Annotated in this window: 16 protein-coding genes; 10 read left to right on the top strand and 6 right to left on the bottom strand. The window is 68.2% G+C overall.

Going from position 1 to position 20,504, the window contains the following annotated elements; genetic code table 11:
- Nucleotide 1: 1 nt before the first annotated feature.
- From OXF11_09430 to OXF11_09420, 3 genes are all read right to left on the bottom strand, one after another.
- Nucleotides 2-2,137, bottom strand: coding sequence for an SO_0444 family Cu/Zn efflux transporter (locus OXF11_09430; protein ID MCY4487321.1), 2,136 nt, complete (start codon nucleotides 2,135-2,137; stop codon nucleotides 2-4).
- A 110-nt stretch (nucleotides 2,138-2,247) separates the two neighbouring features.
- A complete protein-coding gene (locus OXF11_09425; GenBank protein ID MCY4487320.1) occupies nucleotides 2,248-2,871 on the bottom strand; it encodes an SCO family protein in 624 nt (207 codons plus the stop codon).
- Between the two features lie 67 nt (nucleotides 2,872-2,938).
- Nucleotides 2,939-4,372, bottom strand: a complete 1,434-nt coding sequence (locus tag OXF11_09420; protein ID MCY4487319.1) for a UbiD family decarboxylase — start codon at nucleotides 4,370-4,372, stop codon at nucleotides 2,939-2,941.
- A 213-nt stretch (nucleotides 4,373-4,585) separates the two neighbouring features.
- Here OXF11_09420 and OXF11_09415 point away from each other — a divergent pair, with 213 nt between their 5' ends.
- The 3 genes from OXF11_09415 (at nucleotide 4,586) to OXF11_09405 (ending at nucleotide 6,167) form a co-directional block, all read left to right on the top strand.
- A complete protein-coding gene (locus OXF11_09415) occupies nucleotides 4,586-5,455 on the top strand; it encodes a hypothetical protein (GenBank protein MCY4487318.1) in 870 nt (289 codons plus the stop codon).
- A 102-nt stretch (nucleotides 5,456-5,557) separates the two neighbouring features.
- Complete coding sequence (locus OXF11_09410; GenBank protein ID MCY4487317.1) at nucleotides 5,558-5,836, top strand: type II toxin-antitoxin system RelE/ParE family toxin; 279 nt, start codon at nucleotides 5,558-5,560, stop codon at nucleotides 5,834-5,836.
- Between the two features lie 31 nt (nucleotides 5,837-5,867).
- Nucleotides 5,868-6,167: a HigA family addiction module antitoxin gene (locus OXF11_09405; protein ID MCY4487316.1), complete on the top strand. Its 300-nt coding sequence runs from the start codon at nucleotides 5,868-5,870 to the stop codon at nucleotides 6,165-6,167.
- 576 nt (nucleotides 6,168-6,743) lie between these two features.
- Here the strand turns inward: OXF11_09405 and OXF11_09400 are convergent.
- The 3 genes from OXF11_09400 to OXF11_09390 form a co-directional block, all read right to left on the bottom strand.
- Nucleotides 6,744-7,409 (bottom strand): metal-dependent transcriptional regulator, encoded by a 666-nt coding sequence (locus OXF11_09400; GenBank protein MCY4487315.1) that lies wholly within the window; start codon nucleotides 7,407-7,409, stop codon nucleotides 6,744-6,746.
- Nucleotides 7,410-7,551: 142 nt separating this feature from the next.
- Complete coding sequence (gene bfr / locus OXF11_09395; protein MCY4487314.1) at nucleotides 7,552-8,046, bottom strand: bacterioferritin; 495 nt, start codon at nucleotides 8,044-8,046, stop codon at nucleotides 7,552-7,554.
- 251 nt (nucleotides 8,047-8,297) lie between these two features.
- Nucleotides 8,298-9,332 carry a Fe(3+) ABC transporter substrate-binding protein gene (locus tag OXF11_09390; protein MCY4487313.1) on the bottom strand — a complete coding sequence of 345 codons (1,035 nt, stop codon included), beginning with the start codon at nucleotides 9,330-9,332 and terminating at the stop codon, nucleotides 8,298-8,300.
- A 225-nt stretch (nucleotides 9,333-9,557) separates the two neighbouring features.
- Here OXF11_09390 and OXF11_09385 point away from each other — a divergent pair, with 225 nt between their 5' ends.
- The 7 genes from OXF11_09385 (at nucleotide 9,558) to OXF11_09355 (ending at nucleotide 20,177) form a co-directional block, all read left to right on the top strand.
- Nucleotides 9,558-13,160, top strand: a complete 3,603-nt coding sequence (locus OXF11_09385; GenBank protein MCY4487312.1) for an ABC transporter ATP-binding protein — start codon at nucleotides 9,558-9,560, stop codon at nucleotides 13,158-13,160.
- Between the two features lie 223 nt (nucleotides 13,161-13,383).
- Nucleotides 13,384-14,328, top strand: a complete 945-nt coding sequence (locus OXF11_09380) for a metal ABC transporter substrate-binding protein (GenBank protein ID MCY4487311.1) — start codon at nucleotides 13,384-13,386, stop codon at nucleotides 14,326-14,328.
- Nucleotides 14,329-14,957: 629 nt separating this feature from the next.
- Complete coding sequence (locus tag OXF11_09375) at nucleotides 14,958-15,989, top strand: amidohydrolase family protein (protein ID MCY4487310.1); 1,032 nt, start codon at nucleotides 14,958-14,960, stop codon at nucleotides 15,987-15,989.
- 16 nt (nucleotides 15,990-16,005) lie between these two features.
- Nucleotides 16,006-16,878 carry a metal ABC transporter ATP-binding protein gene (locus tag OXF11_09370; protein MCY4487309.1) on the top strand — a complete coding sequence of 291 codons (873 nt, stop codon included), beginning with the start codon at nucleotides 16,006-16,008 and terminating at the stop codon, nucleotides 16,876-16,878.
- A gap of 7 nt (nucleotides 16,879-16,885) precedes the next feature.
- A complete protein-coding gene (locus OXF11_09365; GenBank protein ID MCY4487308.1) occupies nucleotides 16,886-17,707 on the top strand; it encodes a metal ABC transporter permease in 822 nt (273 codons plus the stop codon).
- Nucleotides 17,708-18,053: 346 nt separating this feature from the next.
- Nucleotides 18,054-19,502, top strand: a complete 1,449-nt coding sequence (locus OXF11_09360; protein ID MCY4487307.1) for a cytochrome c oxidase assembly protein — start codon at nucleotides 18,054-18,056, stop codon at nucleotides 19,500-19,502.
- 36 nt (nucleotides 19,503-19,538) lie between these two features.
- On the top strand, nucleotides 19,539-20,177 hold the full coding sequence (locus tag OXF11_09355) for an SCO family protein (protein ID MCY4487306.1): 639 nt from the start codon (nucleotides 19,539-19,541) through the stop codon (nucleotides 20,175-20,177).
- Nucleotides 20,178-20,504 lie beyond the last annotated feature (327 nt).

Below are 20,504 nucleotides of genomic sequence, written 5' to 3'. Positions count from 1 at the left end.
TCTATCTCTCTCCGCTCCGGGGCACGGGCGCGCCCAGGTTCAGGAAATCCGAGGACGGCGCGCCGACCCACAGGTCCACGTCGCCGCCGCCGCCCGCCTCGGGCATGTAGATGTATTTCCGCGGCAGCTCCAGCGCCCGCTCGAGGGTTTCCAGGTAGAGGCGGGCTTCGGTGACCCCGGGGCTCGCCTGGTGCACCGCCGCGGTGTCCCGGAACGCGGCGGAGCGGCCCTCGGCCCGGCGCATCTCGCTCACGGCGCGGGCCTCGGCCCGCTGCGTGATGCGCTCCGCCTCGCCCGTGGCCGCGGTGGTGGACTGGGTCGCCGCCCCGGTGGCCACGTGGATGTCGCGCTGGCGGTCCTCCAGCGCGCTGGCCACGTCGCGGAAGGCGTCGTGGACCCGGCCCGGCGCGTGCACGTCCAGGAGCCGCACGTCCAGGATCTCGCTGCCGATGCCGAGGGAGGCGAGGCGCCGGGCCAGGCGGTCCCGCAACTCCCGCTCCGTGCCGCGCCGGTCCACGGTGTAGATCAGGTCGATGGGCTTGCGGCTCAACAGGTTCACCAGCTCGCGCCGGGCCAGCCCCAGCACTACCGCGGGGGTCTCCTCCACGCCCAGCGCGTACACCGCCGGGTCGCGCACGCGGTACTGCACCACCGCGCGGATGTCGATGACGTTGCCGTCCGCCGTGAGGTAGAAGGCCTGCTCGTCCACGACCGCCCGGCGGCTGTTGACGCTGCCGCGAAAGCCCACGGTGACCTGGCGGACCAGCCCCACGTCCACGGCGGTCCCCCGGCCCAAGGGCGCCGGCAGGTGGAAGTACAGGCCGGGCTCGAGATCCGGCGCCACCACCCGGCCGAAACGCTGGATGACGCCGCGCTGGCCGGGCTCGACGATGAGCGTGAACGCCGGGACCGACGCCAGCGCCGCGATGGCCACGGCGGCCGCGAGGACGGGGCCGCGCAGCAGGATGCCGGGGCGGAAGGCCTTGAGCGCCCGGCCGGTCTGGAGAAGCTGTTCCGCGGCGTCGCGCCAGACCGTGCGATAGCCCTTGCGCACGAAGCTCCGCAGCAACAGCAGCACCAGGCCCACGGCCGAAAGGGCCTTGAGCACGAAGACCGCGTCGACGTCCTGGCCCAGGTCGCCGAAGCTGGCCACCTGGATGGAGTCCGCCAGGGTCGCGTCCACCAGGAGGCCGGCCATCAGGCTCACGAGGATGATGGACCCGATGTAAACGCCGAGAAGACGGCGTCCCAGGAGCTGCCCCACCACGGTCATGGTGGCGAGGTTGGTGGCCGGCCCCACCAACAGGAACACGAGCGCCGCCCCCGGAGAGAGCCCCTTGAGCATGAACGCGGCGGCAACCGGGGTGGAGGCGCTGGCGCAGAGGTACAACGGCAGGCCGAGCACGATCATGGCCAGCATGGGCATGATCCCCGAACCCCAGCCGAGCACCTCGTCGAAGAAGTTGTCCGGCAGAAGGCCCGCGAGCACCCCGGTCAGCAGCATGCCGACCACCAGCGACAGCGCGATGTCGTCCAGCACCGAGGTGAAGCCGTACTCCAGGGAATGGAAGAAACGACGCGCCGGTAAAGGGGCCGCGCCCGGCGCGCAGGTCTCGTCGCATGCCTCCTGGCCGGCGCCGGGCGCGCCCGTGTCGTCGCAGGCGGCGTCCGCGCACGCGTCGTCGGAAAGAGCCTCCGCCGAAGAACCCGGGGCCGCTTCGTCCTCGCGCACGCCGATGGAGGCGATGCCGGCGACGAGCGCCGTCACCACCGCCACCACCGGCCGGACCACGGCCATGACCGGACCCATGAGCCCGTAGGTCAGGGCTACCGAGTCCACCCCGGTCTCGGGAGTCGAGATCAGGAACGACACCAGCGGCGCCCGGCCGGCCCCCTGCTTCTTCAGCGAAGCCGCCGCCGGCAACACACCGCATGAGCACAGGGGAATCGGCGCGCCGAACAGCGCCGCCAGCCCCACGGAGCGCGCGTCGTTCCGGCCCAGGTAACGGGCGATGAGATTCGCTGGCAGGTAGACGTGCAGGAGGCCGGCGACGAAGAAGCCGATGAGGAGGTACACCGAGGCCTCGTAAAAGACCCCCACGGTCTCCCAGACGATGGCGTTCAGCAGAGATTCCACGGCTCAATCAGGCTCCGAAGGACTACCTTCACGATCGCACGGCGCCCGGCGCGGGTCAATCATGACAGCCGTGGAGGACGCGTTTCGGAGGGGTTGGGGAAGCTGGACCGTCAGGCGGCGGGTTCCGTCGCCAGCGCCCGCAGATCCTTGAGCAGCATGTCCGGGTCCGGCGCGGAGCCGAAGTAGGCGAAGCGCATGTACCCCTTGGCGTCCGCCACCACCGTCAGCGTGGTGTGCTCGATGAGTCCCTTGGCGATGCGCTCCACGCTCACGCCGAAGCCCTGCCACACCGGCGCCAGCTCCCGCGCGTCGCCCGTGAGCCACGACCAGTTCGGCGCGTCCGCCTTGTGCCGCCCGCTGTAGGCCTTGAGCACCTTGGGCGTATCCACCTCGGGATCCGTGGTGATGGACAGGAATCGGATGTCCCGGGCCTCCGCCGGCTTCATGTGGTCGCGCAGGATCTTGAGGCTCGCCGTCAGCAGCGGACACACGTCCGGGCACGACGTGTACATGAAGTTGACGACCACCGGCTTGCCCCGGAGCTTTCCGAACTCCACGCGCTCGCCGTTCTGGTCGGTGAGGGCGAAGTCGTCGATGAGGATGTTGAGCTCGCGCCGTTCCGCGAACTCGACCTTGAGGACGGACTTGTGGGCCGGCGCCTCCGTGGCCGGCGCCAGCAGGACCGAGAAAGCCAGCGCCGCGGCCGTCAACGCCCTGCAAAGAATAGCCTTCATGCGCTCCATCCCCATCACCCCGCCTGGATTCCCGCTTTCGCGGGAATGACGACTCGGGGGTTGGCTCCTAGACGCCCCACTTCTTGGCGATGTCCTGCTTGTACTGGGCGTCGAACGCGTTCACCGGCGGGAAGCGGTCGATCCACTGGTACGGGCGGCAGGCGTCGATGAGCACGCGGTCGGTGACGTAGCCCTTGGTGTCCCGGTCCGTGGGGGAGATCACCGGCTCGCACACCGAGGCCCATACGTTCTTCACGATGTCGATGCCCTCGCGCGGGTCGCAGCGGGTGGACATGGCCCAGATGACCTCGCCGGGGTTGGTGATGTCCACGTCGTCGTCCACCACCACCACCATCTTGCCGCCGTAGGCGCCGGCGCGGGCTCCGGCGGCCACCAGCAGCGCCTGCTTGGCGTGGCCGGTGTAGCGCTGCTTGATGGAGATGACCGTGAACGGACCGGGCTGCCCGCCGTAGACGAAGCCCCACACCCCCTTCACGTCCGGGATGCCGGCCTTCTCCAACTGCTCCCACAGGGTGATGGCGCCCAGGGGGATGGGCAGATAGCTGTTGGGCGGCCGCACCGGCGGGGCGCCCAGGATGATGGGGTCGTCGCGGTAGTAGACGCGCTTGACGGTCATGAGCGGCACGTCGCCCTCGGTGGCCTCGGTGTAGTAGCCGGGCCACTCGCCGAACGGCCCCTCCTTGGGCAACTGCTCCGGCGGCAACGGCGGGATCTCGCCTTCCAGCACCACCTCGCCGTTGGCCGGGATGGGGAGGCCGGTGACGGCGCCGCGCACCACCGGGATGGGGGCGCCCTGTATCCAGCCGGCGAACTCGTACTCGTTCACCGACGGCGGCAGCGGCATCTGCGAAGCCAGCATCACGCTGGGCTCCTGTCCCAGGGTGATGGCCACGGGCAGGGCTTCGCCGCGCGCGTGGGCGCGCTCCATGGCCAGGCGCCCGTGCTTGCCCTTGTTCATCTTCACCGAGACCTTGTTCTTCTCCTGGATCATCACCCGGTAGGTGCCGATGTTGATGCCGCCGGACTCCGGGTCCTTGGTGATGATGCCGCAGCCCGTGCCGATGTAGCGCCCGCCGTCGAGGTCGTGCCACATGGGCGTGGGGAACCGGGTCAGGTCCACCTCATCCTCTTCCATCTGGTTGTCGAACACCGGCCCGCCTTCCACCTGCTCGTAGGGCAGCGGCTGGAACTCCAGCGCGCGCTTGCGCCAGGCGTGAAGGAAGTCCACCCCCTTCACGTCCGTGGGCAGGCCCATGGCCACCGCCGAGCGCGGACAGGTGCGGAACAGGTTCGAGATGATGCGGAATCCCTTGGGAAACCCCGCGAAGCCGTCGAACAGCAGCGCCTGCGACTCGATGTCCCCCATGTGCTCGGTGAGCGCCCCCACGTCCGTGTCGAGGTCCGCCCCCTCGATGTGCTTGATCTCGCCCATGGCGTCCAATCGCTCGAGGTAGCTCCGCATGTCGGTTACCGGTTGCATTCAGTTCTCCTTGTCCCTTGTTTCGGGTGCTTTGTGCCGCGCTCATTCGCGCCTGGGGGTCCCGTCGCGGGACAGGCACTTGCTGTCTGAGCCGTACCACAGTCTCGTGGACATTTCGAGTCCGCTCCGCCCGCCGGTTGCCACCGTGGAGAGACTCTGAAAGGAACGTGGAGGAGCGAGGGCAACGCGCAGAGGCGGAGACGGAGACATGTCATGAGCGGACTGGTCTGGGGGTTGTGCGGCGCCGGCCTGATCGGCGTTTCCGATTGCGTGGCGCGGGTGACGGCGAGCCGCGTCTCCCTGTCCGTGCTCATCGCGCTCATCATGATCCCTCCGTTCGCCGTCATGACGATCTGGTTCGCGGCGGGCGGCGGGTGGCCGGCATGGAACGCGTGGGGGTGGGGCGCCTCGGTCGTGTCCGGCCTGCTGAACGTCGCGGTGCTGGCCCTGCTCTTCCGCGCGCTGGTGCGGGGACCAGTGACGGTGGCGTCCCCGGCCACATCGAGCTTCACGGTGATGCTCGTGGCGCTGAACGTGCTGGCCGGCCATCCTTATCACTGGCTGCACGGAGTCGCGGCGTTGACGGTTTTCGGCGGCGTGGCGATGCTGGCCAAGCCCGAGCGGCCGGGGAAGGAGCGCTACGACCGCGCCTGGCTGCGCGTGACCGCGCTTCTGGGGCTTGGCGCCGCCGTGTCGGTGGCGCTGCGCATGTTTCTCGCACAGGAGGCTGGCGCGGTGCTGGGCACGGTTCCGGCGGTCTACCTGAACCGCGCCTTCGCTCTGGCGGGCTCACTGGGCTTCATGGCGCTCCAGCGGCGGCGCGGCCCGCTGGCCTGGCCGCACGGCACGACGTGGCCCCTCGTGTTGTTGCAGGCGGTTTTGGAAACGGGCGCCCTGGGCCTGTTCCTGACCGGTTCCGCCGGCGGCGAACGGGTCGGGGCGGCCATCGGTTTTTCGTGCTTCGCCGCCGTCACCGCGGTCGCCGCGCGGATCTGGCTGGGAGACCGCATCGGGCTCCGGCGGCTGTGCTGGATGGCGGTGGTCGCCGGCGGCGTGGCCACGGCCGCCGCCGCTACGCCGTGAGAACACTTGTCGGGAGTAGCTCAACCCCAGTCGTCCGGTCGGTTCCGGCACCCTGATGGTACCGTTGTTGCGTACCATCATCGGCTGGAGGGCTGCGGTTTCATGATCCAATCCTTCGCCGACAAGGACACTGCGACACTGTTCTATTCAGAAAAAAGCCGGCGCTTCGCCGCTATCGCGCGTGTGGCGCTACGGAAACTGGTTCAAATGAACCATGCACAGACCCTTGGTGACTTGGCCGTCCCGCCCGGCAACCAACTGGAAGCGCTTCAGGGCGACCTGACGGGCTTTCATTCCATACGCATCAATGACCAGTGGCGTATTGTTTTTCGTTGGACGGGGAACGGACCCGAACAAGTCCGTATTGTGGACTACCATTGACAACACCCCCATAACGTTATACGCAATACTCATGCGCGATTCCATTACGCCCGGTGAGATCCTGCTCGAGGATTACCTCAAGCCCATGAGCATATCCCAGAATGCCATGGCCCGCGCCATCGGTGTTTCTCCAAGGGCGATCAACGAGATCGTTCACGGCAAACGCTCAATCACACCCGCCATGTCCATCCGTTTCGGGGCTTTTTTCGGGCAATCCGACGAGTTCTGGCACGGGATTCAGGTCGAATGCGACTTCCGAGCCCTTGCCAACGAAAGGAAACAACTGATTGCACGGGTCCAACGGGCGTCGACCTTGGTCCGGTCTCCCTGAACCATCCGGGCGAGGGCCCTGGGCCATCAGCGCGGGACGGCGCCCGGATCCCGTGTCCACTCCGAACCGTAGTCCGAGTTGAGGGAGCCCAGGAAGGCGATGAGCTCACGCATTTCCGCATCGGTGGGCTGGAGGGTGGAACTCGTCGTCGGAGAAGAGCGGCGTGTTGTGGCAGATGTCGCAGCCGAAGCGCAGGAAGTGCCGGAACCCTCCCGCCCCCCGAATCGTCATTCCCGCGGAAGCGGGAATCCAGGGGTGGGGAGGGGCGATACGGGCGTACTCCCCACCTCGCCACTCCTGGATTCCCGCTTTCGCGGGAATGACGATTCGGGGTGGCTGTGCCATCCCCTGTTCGTGTGGGTTCTTGACACAGCCGCTTCCGCGGGAATGACGGAAGGAAGTGACGGTGCGGCGCACGTAAGCGCCATGCGGCGCACGACTACACCGAACGGCGCACGGCGGCTCGGGAGCCGTCTCCGGATTGGTGTCGTGATGTCCGTGACCGTCCGCACCGTCGCCGTGCCCGTGATGGTCATGGGCGTGGGCGTGATGGCGATGCGAATGTCCACGCTCCGGTCACTGCACGAAGATCTTCTTGGCCGCCTCCAGGCCGATGACGACCTCGTCCTCGCCCACCCGCAGACTGATGGTGCCGAGGGACGGCGAGACGTCGAGGATGTCGATCTTGGCGCCGGGACGCACGTTGTGGTCGTACAGGAACGAGAGCAGATGCGCGTCGCGCTCTCCGGTCTCGGTGATGCACCGGAAGATGACCGCGCCGCCCGCCTCCGCCGTGTTCAAGGGAATCCACTGGCGCCGCGGCGAAGCCTCTCCCTTCACGGGGATGGGGTTGCCGTGGGGACAGGTGGAGGGATTGTCGAGGATCGCGGCCAGGCGCTCCTCCACCACCGGCGAGATGGCGTGCTCCAGGTGGTGCGCTTCCTGGTGCGCCGTGACCCAGTCGAGGCCCAGCAGGTCCGTCAGCAGCCGTTCGGTGAGAAAGTGCCGGCGCAGGATGGCTTCGGCCACATCGCGGCCCTTGGAGGTCAGGTAGATGTTCTTGCGCCGCTCCACGCGCACGAACTCTTCCTTCTCGAGCCGCCGCAGGGCGCTGAACATGGTCGACGGCGTCACGCCGATGTCTTCCGCCACGCGCGCGGCGATGACCTGATCGTTCTCCTCCGCAAGGCTGTAGATGGCCTTGAGGTAGTCTTCGGTCGCTTCCGAACGCTTTTCGGCCACGATGATCCCACCCTGTCAACGACGACCGCCGCGCCCGTGAACGCAGCCGCCTAATGGCTGCGTCTTGCGTACCATGATCCGGCCGCAACCGGCAACGTTGCGGAGCCCGTGCCATGGGGGAACCCTTTGCGCGGCATCCTCCTCAGGCCGCGCCTCCGCCGCCCCCGGTATTGTAGATCTGTTGCGCCAGATAGTTCTCCTGGCCGACCTCCTCCATCAGACGGAGTTGCGATTCGATCCAGTCCGCGTGATTTTCCTCGTCCGCGAGAATCTGCTCCAACAGCTCGCGGCTCACGTGGTCCGCCTGTTCCTGGCATGTCGCGATGCTCTCCTGCAGCACCTTGATGGCCTCCTCTTCCAGGCCGTGGTCGTTCTCGAACTGCTCCCTGACGGTCTTCCCCACGTTGATCTTGTCGTAACCGGCGACGTTGGGAACGCCGTCCAGCACCAGGATACGGTTGATGATGCGATCCGCGTGCTGCATCTCCTCGATGGATTCCTTGAAAATGGCGTCGTCCAGGACTTGGTAGCCCCAGTTCCGGCACATGCGCGAATGCATGAAGTACTGGTTGATCCCGGTGAGTTCTTTCCGCAGAACATCGTTAAGCGCCTTGAGGACTCTGGGGTCGCCTTTCATGTGTTTGCCTCCTCCGTCAAAGGGTTTCGCCCCTCGACCGCGGGGCACTGCTGCCCGGACCCGGCCGTGGTGCGTTTCGTGGTCCATCACGCTAGCGGAGTAGGGCCTGTATTGAAAGGCAATGCCCGCGGGCGGGCTCTTCGTATTCCTCCAGGTGTCGCACCGTAAGGACTACAGGGAGCGCGGGCCGGTCACGCGCTCGAACGCTCCCCGTGTCACCGGCCCTGCGCTTCGGCGCGGAGAGTTGGTTTCTACGGAATGCCGACGCGGTCGAAGATCCGGATGGCCGTGGCGCGGTTCTTGGCGACCTTGGTCATGTCGATGTCGTCCGCCTTGAACCTGCCCCACGACTCCACCAAACCGGACCAGGGTACGCCGGGCTTGACGGGATACTCGAAGTTCTGCTCCGCGTACATCTTCTGGGCCAGGTCGTCGCTGAGGAATTCCAGCAGCTTGACGGCGTTCTCCTTCCGCGGCGCATGCTTGGTGACCCCGACGCCGCTGATGTTCATGTGCGCGCCGCGGCCGTTCTGGTTGGGGAAGAAGACGAACACGGACTCTGCCCACGCGATCTGCTTCTCGTTGGTGAGCATCTTGCCCATGTAGTAGGTGTTGCCGAGGGCCAGGTCGCATTCGCCCGCGAAGACGGCCTTGACCTGCGCGCGGTCGTTGCCCTGAGGCTTGCGCGCCAGGTTCGCTTTCAGTCCCTGCGCCCATTCCTCCGCCTTGGCCTCGCCGTGGTGCGCCACCAGGGAGGCGAGCAGGGCCACGTTGTAGACGTGCTGCGACGAACGGATGCAGATGCGGCCCTTCCACTTGGGATCGACCAGGGCCTCGTAGGTGGAGAGGTCGCCGGGCTTCACGCGTTCCCTGGAGGCGTAGACGACGCGGGCGCGCCTCGTGAGCGCGTACCACAGGCCCGACGGGTCCCGGTCGTGCGACGGAATGTTCGCCAAGAGCTTCTTCGACTTCACCGGCTGCAACACGTCCGCTTCCACGGCGTCGTTGATCCGCCCGATGTCCACGGTCAGGATCATGTCGGCGGGGCTGTTCCTGCCCTCGCGCTTGAGGCGTTCGATCATCCCCTTGGGCGCGAACACCACATTGGTCTTGATACCGGTCTGATTAGTGAAGGCATTCAGCATCGGCTTGATGAGGAACGGCTGCCGGTAGGAGTAGATGTTGACCTCGCCGTCCGCCACGGCGGTTGCCGCGACACCCATGGAAAGGCCAACGATCGCCGCCAAGGACACCAGCACCCTGTTCGCTAACTGTCTTCCTGCCATCGATTAGGTCTCCCTTCACGAGATGTTCCGGCCTCCATAGTCCAAATGTCCCTGCAATGCAAGAGGAAAAGTTCGTTTGATCTAATTTTTTCTTTTGCCCATAGCCGTCACAGTAGTCACCTGTGCACACCGGCGATACGCTGGCTGGTCTTTGCACCGACCCTGGCCGGCCTTGTATTCCCGGCGGCGACCTTCTAATTTCCAGAAACGGAGACGGATGACCTCATGTACCTCGACCGGCGACTGCTGACCCACACCCGCGGCGTGCGCGCGCGCATCGCCGCCGCCGTCGTGCTCGGCCTGTGCGCCGTGGCCGCGGGCATCTCGCGGCTGGCGTTCTCCGGGCTGGTCATCGCCGGCGTCCTCACCGGGCAGCCGTTCTCGTCCTTGGTCCCCTACCTGGGAGCCGTGGCGGGCTTCATCGCGTTGCGCGCGCTGTTCCAGTACCTGCGCGACGTGGTGAGCCAGGAGACCGCGGCCCGGGTGAAGAACACGCTCCACGGCAAGCTCTACGGGCACGCCCTCGACCTGGGCCCCGGCCACTTCAACCAGGAGCGCACCGGCGACGTGCTGCTGTCGCTGGGCGAAGGGGTCGAGCGGCTCCAGGTCTTCTACGGCCAGTTCCTGCCGCAGATGGTGGTGGCGGCGGTGGCGCCGGTGCTGATCTTCTTCCTCATGGCGTCCTTCGACGTGGTCATCGGGGTCATCTTCGTGGTCTTCGCGCTGATCACGCTGGTGACCACGCCCCTGTTCATGGTCTACAACGAGGAGACCAGCCGGCGCCGGCGCACCTCCTACGGCGCCTTCAGCGCCGATTTCCTGGACAGCATCCAGGGCATCGCCACCCTCAAGATCTTCGGCCGGAGCCGCGCCCAGGGCGCGCGCCTGGCGGAACGCGCGCGCCATCTCTACCGCACCACCATGGGGGTGCTGGCGGTGAACATGGTGTCGGTGGGCATCACCACCTTCGGCATCCTCGGCGGCACCGCCTGTGCCCTGGGCTGGGGCGCCCTCAAGGTGAGCGCGGGCGAGCTGGAGCTGCGTTCGCTCATCGTCATCCTGCTCATGGGCGCGGAGATCTTCCGCCCCATGCGCGAGCTGATGATCCTCTACCACCAGGGCATCGACGCCATGGCCTCGGCCGAAGGGATCTTCAAGCTGCTGGAGGCGCCGGTGACGGTGCGCGAGCCCGAGCCCGCGGAGGCCGCCACCGAAACGGCGTTCACGCCCGCGGTCCGTTTCGAGGACGTGAACTTCGCGTACCGGGAAGGCGGCCGGCCCGCGCTGCGGGGCGTCTCCTTCGATCTCCGTCCCGGCGAGAAGCTCGGCGTGGTGGGTCCCAGCGGCGCCGGCAAGTCCACGCTGGTGAACCTGATGCTGCGCTTCGGCGACCCGCAACAGGGCCGCGTGCTCCTGGGCGGGCGCGACGTCCGCGCCATCCCGTTGCACGTGCTGCGCCGGCACATCGCGGTGGTGGCGCAGGACATGTACCTGTTCTACGGCACCATCGCCGACAACCTGCGCATGGCCCGGCCCGAGGCAACGCGGGAAGAGATCGAGGCGGCGGCGCGGGCGGCCAACATCCACGACTTCATCGCCGGGCTGCCCCAGGGCTACGACACGGTGGTGGGCGAGCGCGGCGCGCGCCTTTCCGGGGGCGAGCGCCAGCGCATCGCCATCGCCCGGGCGATCCTCAAGGACGCGCCCATCCTGGTGCTCGACGAGGCCCTGTCCAGCGTGGACGCCCAGAGCGAGGCGGTGATCAACGAGGCCCTGCGCAAGCTTATGGAGGGGCGCACGACCTTGATCATCGCGCACCGCCTGTCGAGCGTCATCCACGCCGACCGCATCCTCGTAGTGGAGCGCGGGCAGGTGGCGGAGACCGGCGGCCACGCCGAGCTCCTGGCGGGCGGCGGCACCTACGCCCGGCTCATGGCGGCCCAGGCCCATGCGGGCGACGCCGGGGCGCTGGAGGAACTGGAGGCGCCCGCCGAGGAAGCGGACGCGGTGGCGGCCGAACCCGCGGCGGCCCCAGCGGCCGGGTCCGCGCGCGCCGCGGCGCCGCTTTCCGCCTTCACCGTGCTGCGCCGCCTGGCGGCGCTGGTGCGCCCGTTCCTGCACAAGGTGGCGGTGTCGTTCTCGGCCGGGGTGCTGTTCCAGGCGTCGGTGGTGGCCGCGGGCGCGGCCAGCGCGCTGCTGGTGGGGCAGCTCATCCAGGGCGAGAGCATCACCTTCCACCTGATCGTGTTGGGGGCGGTGGTGACCCTGGCGTCGGTGCTGTCCTGGGCCGACTGCTGGCTGCCCCACGACCTCGCGTACCAGCTCCTGGCCGAGATGCGCGTCGACTTCTACGACACCCTGGACCCGCTGGCGCCCGCCTACCTGTCCCGGCGCCGCTCCGGCGACCTGGTGAGCATCGCAGGCGGCGACGTAGAGACCGTGGAGCTGTTCTTCGCCCACACCATCTCCCCGGCCTTCATCGCCGTGGTGGTGCCGGTGGGCATCCTCACCGTGCTGGGCCTGGTGGCGTGGCCGCTGATGCTGGCGCTGTCACCCTTCCTGGTGCTGCTGGCGCTGTCGCCGTTCATGGCGCAGAAGCGCTCGGACCGGCTGGGGGGCGCGGTGCGCCGGGAGCTGGGCCAGCTCAACGCCCACCTGGTGGACAGCATCCAGGGCATGCGCGAGGTGGTCGCCTTCGGGCACGAGAAGCGCCAGCTCGCCTCGGTGCTGGCCAACAGCCTGAAGCTCGCCCGGACGCAGCTCGCGTTCCACCGGGACCAGGCGGTGCAGGCGAGCGTGAACGAGGCGGTGACCGGCATCGGCGCCCTGGCGGTGCTGGGCACCGGCGTGTACCTGGTGGGCCAGCTCCAGATGGAGCGGGCGCTCCTGCCGCTGGCCAGCGTGCTGGCGCTCCTGGCCTTCGGCCCCATCACCGACATCGCGCGCACCTTCAAGGAGCTGATGGAGACGCTGGAGTCCGGGCGGCGCGTGTTCACCGTCAAGGACGAGCCGGTGCCCGTGCGGGACGGCGCCGGCGTGCCCGTGCTCGCGGCCAACGGCCACACGCCGCCGGCCATCCGCTTCGACCACGTGAGCTTCGGCTACCGCGCCGGCAACGGCCTCGCGCTGCGGGACGTGTGCCTGGACGTGGAAGCGGGCCAGACCGTGGCGCTGGTGGGGCCGTCCGGCGCGGGCAAGAGCACCTGCGCGCACCTGCTGCTGCGCTTCTGGGACCCGGCCGGCGGCGCCGTGACCCTGGCGCACCGGGACCTGCGGGACTTCACCCTGGACCACCTGCGGGAGCAGATCTCCCTGGTTTCCCAGGACACCTATCTCTTCAACACCACGCTGCGCGACAACCTGCGGCTGGGCCGCCCCGAGGCCTCCCAGGAAGAAGTGGAAGAGGCCGCGCGCCTGGCGCACATCCACAACTTCGTCGCGCGCCTGCCCGAGGGCTACGACACCGTGGCGGGGGAGCGCGGCGTGCAGCTCTCCGGCGGCCAGCGGCAGCGCATCGCCATCGCCCGCGCCTTGCTCAAGGACGCCCCCGTGCTGATCCTGGACGAGGCCACCTCGCACCTCGACGCCATCAACGAAGAGCTGATCCAGCAGGCCCTGGCCGAGCTCGTCCAGGGCCGCACCACCCTGGTCATCGCCCACCGCCTGTCCACCATCCGCGACGCCGACCGCATCGTCGTGATGGACTCCGGCGCCATCGCCGAGCAGGGCACCCACGACGACCTGCTCCGCGCCAACGGCCTCTACGCCAACCTGGTCATGACCCAGCTTGTGAGCGCCGCCGAGCCAGCGCGGGTGGCGGGAGGATAGAATGATTGTGTCAAAACTGATGAGGCAGCGATTCGTCATTCCCGCGAAAGCGGGAATCCAGGGGTGGCGAGGGCGGGGAAACGCCGCTGCAGTGCCACACCCACCCCTGGATTCCCGCCCCCGATCGGGGTCGAGGGCAAGCTTCCGCGGGAATGACGAATCGGGGGGTTGGCGCCAATTCTCGTCCGGACCACGTTTTGCCACAGCCGCTTTCGCGCTGCTCATGGCCATGCTCCTGGCGCTTCCCGCCGCGCTCGCCGCCGCCTCCCCGCGAGTGGTCACCACCGTGGCGCCGATCACCAGCATCGTGGAAAACATCGCCGGAGACCGGGCCGAGGTCACCGGCATCGTCCCGGAGGGAGTGAACTCCCACACGTTCCGGCCGGTGCCGTCCGACGCCCGCACCATGGCCCGGGCGGACCTCATCATCCTGAACGGCCTTCACCTGGAGATCCCCACGCTGAAGCTGGCGCAGGCCAACAAGCGGGCGAAAACGCCCATCCTGATGCTGGCCGACCGCACCCTGGCCGAGCAGGACTACGTCTTCGACTTCAGCTTCCCCAGTGACCAGGGCCATCCCAACCCGCACCTGTGGCCCGATCCCGTGCACGTGATGAGCTACGCGCGCCTGGTGCGTGACGCCCTGATCGCGGCCGACCCGGCGGGCCGCGCCGTGTACGAGGCCAACGCCGAGCGCTACCTCGCGCAGCTCGAAGCCCTCCACAAGGCCATCGCCGCGGCCGTGGCCACCGTGCCGGAGCGCAACCGCCGGCTCCTCACCTACCACGACTCGTGGCCCTACTTCGCCAAGCGCTACGGCTTCGCCGTCATCGGCGCGGTGCAACCCTCGAGCTTCGCCGAGCCGAGCCCGCGCGAGGTGGCCCGGCTCATCGACCAGTTGAACCGCGAGCGGGTGCCCGCCGTGTTCGGCTCCGAGGTCTTCCCCAGCCCGGTGCTGCGCCAGATCGCCCGCGAGGCGGAGACGCAATTCATCGACGAGCTGCGGGACGACGACCTCCCCGGCGAGGCCGGCGACCCCGTCCACTCCTACACCGGCATGATGCTTGCCAACATCCGCACCATCGTCACCGCCCTGGGCGGCACCGCCGACGCCCTCGACACCGTGGACCCGGTGCCGGTGGCCGGGCATCACGCGAAATACCGGTAGGGGACAGCGATGTCAGCGGTAACCCACGCGCCACATCAGCGGTAGCCCACGCGCCACATCAGCGGTAACCCGCACGCCATATCAGCGGTAGCCCACGCGCCACATCAGCGGTAGCCCGCACGCCATATCAGCGGTAGCCCGCACGCGAAAATGGTACTTCGTGGCGAATAGTGGTACTTTTGCCCCGAACCAGCGTGCCTCCTTTCGCCCGCCGCCGTCCCCCCGGAACGTCATTCCCGCGAAAGCGGGAATCCAGGGGTGGGGAGGCGCAACCGGACGTATTCCCCACCTCCCCACCCCTGGATTCCCGCTTTCGCGGGAATGACGTTCCGGGGGGACGGGCGGGAATGACGTTCCGGGGGGCGGGCGGTGGTTGACGTTCCGGAGGACGGGCGGTGGTTGACGCTCCGGGGGGACGGGCGGTGGTTGACGTTCCGGGGGGACGGGCGGTGGTTGACGCTCCGGGGGACGGGCGGTGGTTGACGTTCCGGGGACGGGCGGTGGTTGACGCTCCGGGGGACGGGCGGAAATGGGGCAGGGCGCACGAATGACCCTGGGAGGCGGGAATCAGCATGGCGCGGGCTGACGGAGCCGCAGGGCGGAACCAGCACACGAAAGGACGGTTTCCGATGATCAACGTGGACTACCCCATCATCGACGGCGACGGCCATGTGGTGGAGCCGGACAGGGAGATGGCCCAGTACCTGCCGGAGCGGTTCCGGCGCATTCCGGGGAACCGCGATTACTCGCTGTTTCCGCAGGATTCATGGGCCTTCGGAGTGGTGGACCCGCACAAGCAGGACGTGCCGGACGCGGCCATGTGGCTGAGTTTCCTGGACGAGGCCGGCATCAGCGCCACCGTGCTGTACCCCAGCAACGCCGCGGCCGTGGGCATGGTGCGGCGGGTGGAGTGGTCGGTGGACCTGGCGCGGGCGTACAACGACTGGCTGCACGACAAGTTCCTGCGACAGAGCGAGCGGTTGCTCGGGGTCGCGCTGCTGCCGGTGCACGACGTCGGCGCCTGCGTGGCCGAGCTGCGCCGCTGCGTCGGCGAGCTGGGCTTCGTCGGCGCCATCCTGCCGTCCATCTCGTCGCCCTTGATGGCCTACGGCAACCCCGAGTTCGACCCCATCTTCGCCACCGCCAACGAGCTGGACACCATGGTGGCGATCCACGGGGGCTTCGTCGGCGCGCACAACTTCGCCGACCCGCTGCGCACATACCGCGAGGTCCGCTCGCTCAAGCACGTCGTACCGCTCATGAGCCACGCCACCAGCATGATCTCCCAAGGGGTGTTCGACCGCTACCCGAACCTGCGGGTGGCCTACCTGGAGGCCGGCTGCGGCTGGGTGCCCTACTTGATGGACGTTCTCGACGAACAGTTCGAGCGCAAGGGCGCCGCCGACCTCAAGCGCAAGCCCAGCGAGTACCTCATGGACCCCAACGTCTACTTCTCCTTCGAGATCGAGGAACGGACCCTGCCCTTCTTCCTCCAGCTCCTCGGCGACGAAAAGCTCGTGTGGCCCTCCGACTACCCCCACGAACGCCCGCGCGCCGAGTTCTTCGACGACCTCCCCGCCTTCTTCGCCCGCGAGGACGTCTCCGCGGAGTCGAAGCGCAAGATCCTGTCGGAGAATCCCAAGCGGCTGTACAAGATCTGAGGGCGCGCAACGAACCGTGACCACCGAAAAGCACACCGACAGAGTCCATCACGTGCACGGCCGGCTGCATGGGCACCGGCATGCGGCGGGGCGCGAGTGGAGCGAGCATGGGCGGCCCATCGTGGAGCTGGTGGACGTGTCCAGCGGCTACCGGCAGACGTTGGGCATCGCCGACGTGAACCTGAAGCTGTGGGCGGCGCAGTTCCTGGCGGTGGTGGGGCCCAACGGCGGGGGCAAGACGACGCTCTTGCGCACCATCCTGGGGCACATCCGGCCCCGCCAAGGGCGGGTGATGGTCAACGGGGTAGCGGCCAACGGCTCGTCGCTGGCATCCGTGGGCTACGTGCCGCAACTGGAGCAGATCGACCTGAGCTTCCCCATCACGGTGGAGGAGGTGGTGTTGCTGGGGCTGTCCCGGCAACGGCGCTGGTTCCGCGGCACCAGCGCGGAGGAACGCGACCGCGCGCACGAGATCCTGGAGCGGCTGAACCTGCTGGAGCTGCGGCAGCGGCAGATCCGGGAGCTTTCCGGCGGGCAGCAGCAGGCGGCGTTCATCGCCCGGGCGCTGCTGGGCGAACCGGAGCTGATCCTGCTGGACGAGCCCACCTCGGGCCTGGACATCCGCTCGCGCGACGAGGTGGTCCATTTCCTCCACGAGATCAACCACTCGGGCGTGGCCATCCTCATCACCAGCCACGACCTCAACTGGGTGGCGGCGCACCTGCCCTGGGTGGTGTGCCTGAACGGGCACGTCATCGCCGAAGGGGACCCCCAGGCGGTCTTCAACCCTCAGGTGCTGGGCGAGACCTACAAGGGTGAGATGGTGGTGCTCCAGCACGGCGACATGATCATGGTGGGCGAACGGCCCCACTCTCCCAACGGACGCTGACACCTCCATGGGTCCCGTGCTCCTCGAACCCTTCGCCTACGAATTCTTCCGCAACGGCATGATCGCCTCGGTCATCGTCGGGGCGGTGTGCGGCTACGTCGGCGTCTACGTGGTGCTCCGGCGCATGAGCTACATCGGCCACGGGCTGGCCCACGCGCTCTTCGGCGGCGCGGTGCTGAGCACCATCGTCGGCGTCAACTTCTTCATCGGCGCGGGCGTGTGGGCGCTGGTGAGCGCGGTGCTCATACACCTCATCAGTCACCGGCGGCTGGTGGGCGCCGACGCGGCCATCGGCGTGGTGACCACGTCGAGCTTCGCCCTGGGCGTGGCGGTGGTGTCCACCTACCGGCGCTTCACCCTCGACTTCGAGGCGGCGCTGTTCGGCAACCTGCTGGGCATCACCGCGACGGACCTCTGGGTCATCGCCCTCACCGCCGCCGCGGTGGCCTTCGTCATGATCGTCATCCGCCACCAGCTCCTGTTCTCGACCTTCGACCCGGAGGTGGCGCCGGTCTACGGCATCTCCACCAACCGCACCGAGCTGATCTTCATCCTGTTGCTGGCGGTGACCATCGTGGCGTCCACGCGCATTCTGGGCGTCACCCTGGTGTCGGCGGCGGTGGTGATCCCGCCCGTCATCGGGCGGTACCTGACCCAGCGGTTCCAGACCCTGCTCCTCATCACCCCGGTCATCGGCGCCGTCTGCGCCGCCACGGGCATGTACCTCAGCTACTTCATCGACATCTCCTCCGGGGCGATGATCGTGCTCACCTTCGCGCTGGTCTTCTTCGTGATCGGCGGCCGGCGCTGGCTCCGGGGGAGCCGGTAGGCCCCGGCTTGGCCCTGCGAGCCCGGGCCACGACTCGTGAGGCAGGGACACCACGAAACGTCATTCCCGCGAAACAGGCCGTGTCAAGACTGATGAAGCAGAGCCCGCTCGAGTCGTCATTCCCGCGGAAGCGGGAATCCAGGGGCGGTGGTGGGGCACTACAGGGGCGTTTCCCCGCCTCGCCACCCCTGGATTCCCGCTTTCGCGGGAATGACGACTCGTGGCGGCGGGGCCATCTTGTAACCCAGCGTAGTCTCGGCACGACTTCCGCCGCGGAAAGACGTCCCGGGGCAGCACTCGGCGCCGGATCATGCTTTAATTGAAGAACTTGATCGTGAAGGCGGTTATGGACTTCCGTAGGTACAAGAAATGTCCCCGGACCCAGATTGGCGGGTTGGCCGCCGCCGCCGTGGCTGTCCTGCTCTGGGTGGGCTCGGCGGCGGCTCAGGCGGACGCCGGCGCGGCGCGCGACCTGGTGTCGCGCTATCTCAAGGCGATTTACGCCCAGGACTACGCCGAGGCTTACCGGCACGTCTCGGAGCACGACAAGGGGGCCAAGAGCGCGGCGGACTACCTGCGCGAGAACCCCTCCTTCACGGGCGCGGCCGCGGAGCTGGCGCGCGGGCTGGCGGAGCGGATCAAGGTGGGACCCCTCTCCTTCACGACCCGCGGCGACAGCGCCACGGTCCGTTTCGACATCCGTCTCCCGGACGCCAATTCCCCCGAGCTGAACACGCTCTTCGCCGGGTTCGACCCCGACGAGCTGAACCGGCTGACGCCGGAGCAGCGCCGGCGAATCCTCGACGCGGTGGCCGAAATGGCGCGCGCCGGCAGCCTGCCGGTGGTCAGCGGGGAAGAGTCGCTGGAGCTTCTGAAGGAGGACGGCCGCTGGACGGTTTTCCGGAACTGGAGCGAGGCGGTGCGGGTGTTCTTCCACGCCGAGGTCAAGGAAGGGCTCCCCTGGGCCTTCGAGCCGGTGCAGCAGATGGTGCTGGCGCAGCCTGGGGAAACCCTGCACGCCGCCTACCGCGCGCGCAATCTGTCGGACCGTCCCGTCACCGCCAAGGCGCGCCACGTGGACACGCCCAAGGAAGCGGCGGCCAAGTACCTCGACATCATCCAGTGTTTCTGCTTTCTGCGGCAGGTCCTGGAACCCGGCCAGGAGAAGGAGCTTCCGCTCGTGTTCCGCGTGGACTACGACACGGCGCGCGAGCACGGTGAGTTCCACATGACCTACCAGTTCTATCCGCGCGACAAGTTCCCCGGCGAGAACGGCGGGACGGCGGCGCCGGGACAGGTACAAGCACAGGCTCAGGGCACCCTGGAGGTGCGCGTCAAGGACCACCGCAACGCCATCGACGACTTCCGCAGCGTGGATTTGCACCTGGGGAAGCTGCGTCTGGCGCCCAATGCGCGCTTGCGCTCCTCCGATCCGGGATGGGTGGAGCTGGCGCCGCAATTGGAGAGCATGGACCTGACCCGGTACAAGGACGGGAAGGCCGCCGCCACGGTGTACCGCGGAGCGCTTGCGCCGCGCCGTTTCGCGGCCGTCGACCTTCAGGTGGCCGAAATCCGTGCCGTTCTCGCGAAGACCGGCGCGCCGGGACAGGTCAAGAACGCCGTGAAACCCATCCGCCTCGGTTTCGAGGTCAAGCCGGGCGCGACCACGGTGGTGGTGCTGGACCTGGAGCTGCTCGACTTGAGCGATCATCCCGGACGCGGCTACGAGCTGCTCATCAAGGGTTACGAGCTATACGAAGATGGCCGGCTGCTCCAGAAGATTCCGCCCGCATAGCCGTCCGGTCCGCTTGCCGGCTCCGAGGTTCACGCCATGACGCAACGGCGCTTCGCCATCCAGGTGACCGTCGGGTCCGTGCTGTTCGTCGTCCTCGCGGGGCTCGTCGTGCAGCAGCTCCGCACCCCTCCGGCGATGCCCCGGCAACCCGCACTTGAGGAGTTGGGGCGCTACGGTACGGCGCCGGACTTCTCGCTGGTGGAGCGTAGCGGCAGGCCCGTATCGGCCGGGGACCTGCGCGGGCGCGTGTGGATCGCCGACTTCATCTACACCACATGCCAGGACACCTGTCCGCTGCAGAGCCGTTCCATGGCCGCGCTGCAAGCCGACCTGAAGGGCCACGCCGACCTCCGCTCGGTTTCCATCACCGTCGATCCGCTGACCGATTCCACGGCCCTGCTGTCCGCCTACGCGGACCGGTACGGGGCCGACCCGGACCGCTGGCTGTTCCTTACCGGCGACGTGGAGCAGATCCGCCGCATCATCCAGGACGGCTTCCGCCTGAGCGCCGCCCCCGTGGACGGCGCCACCCCCGACCCGGTGGTGTTCCACAGCTCCCGCTTCGTGCTGGTGGACCGCGACGGCGAGATCCGCGGCTACTACGACAGCAATGATCCTCGGGCGTTGCGGCGCCTGCGCGAGAACGCCCGCAGCCTCCTGGGCGGCAAGGCGTAACGGGCGCCGTTTCCAGTTCGCCCCCCGGAACGTCATACCCGCCCCCCGGAACGTCATTCCCGCGAAAGCGGGAATCCAGGCGGGGTAAGGCGGGGAATGCACCCGTTCCGCCCCTCTCCCCACCCCTGGATTCCCGCTTTCGCGGGAATGACGTTCCGGGGGGCGGGAATGACGTTCCGGGGGGCGGGAATGACGTTCCGGGGGGCGGGATGACGTTCCGGGGGGGGGGAGGACGTTCCGGGGGGGGGCGGGACGGTCCGGCGGGGGGTGGGATGGTCGCAGCGTGGGCGTGGCGTCCCGGGGTGGGGAGAAGTGGTACGGGCTGCG

Source organism: Deltaproteobacteria bacterium (assembly GCA_026712905.1).
Classification (GTDB): Bacteria; Desulfobacterota; Binatia; order UBA9968; family JAJDTQ01; genus JAJDTQ01.
This window is presented reverse-complemented; position numbering and strand designations above follow the sequence as displayed.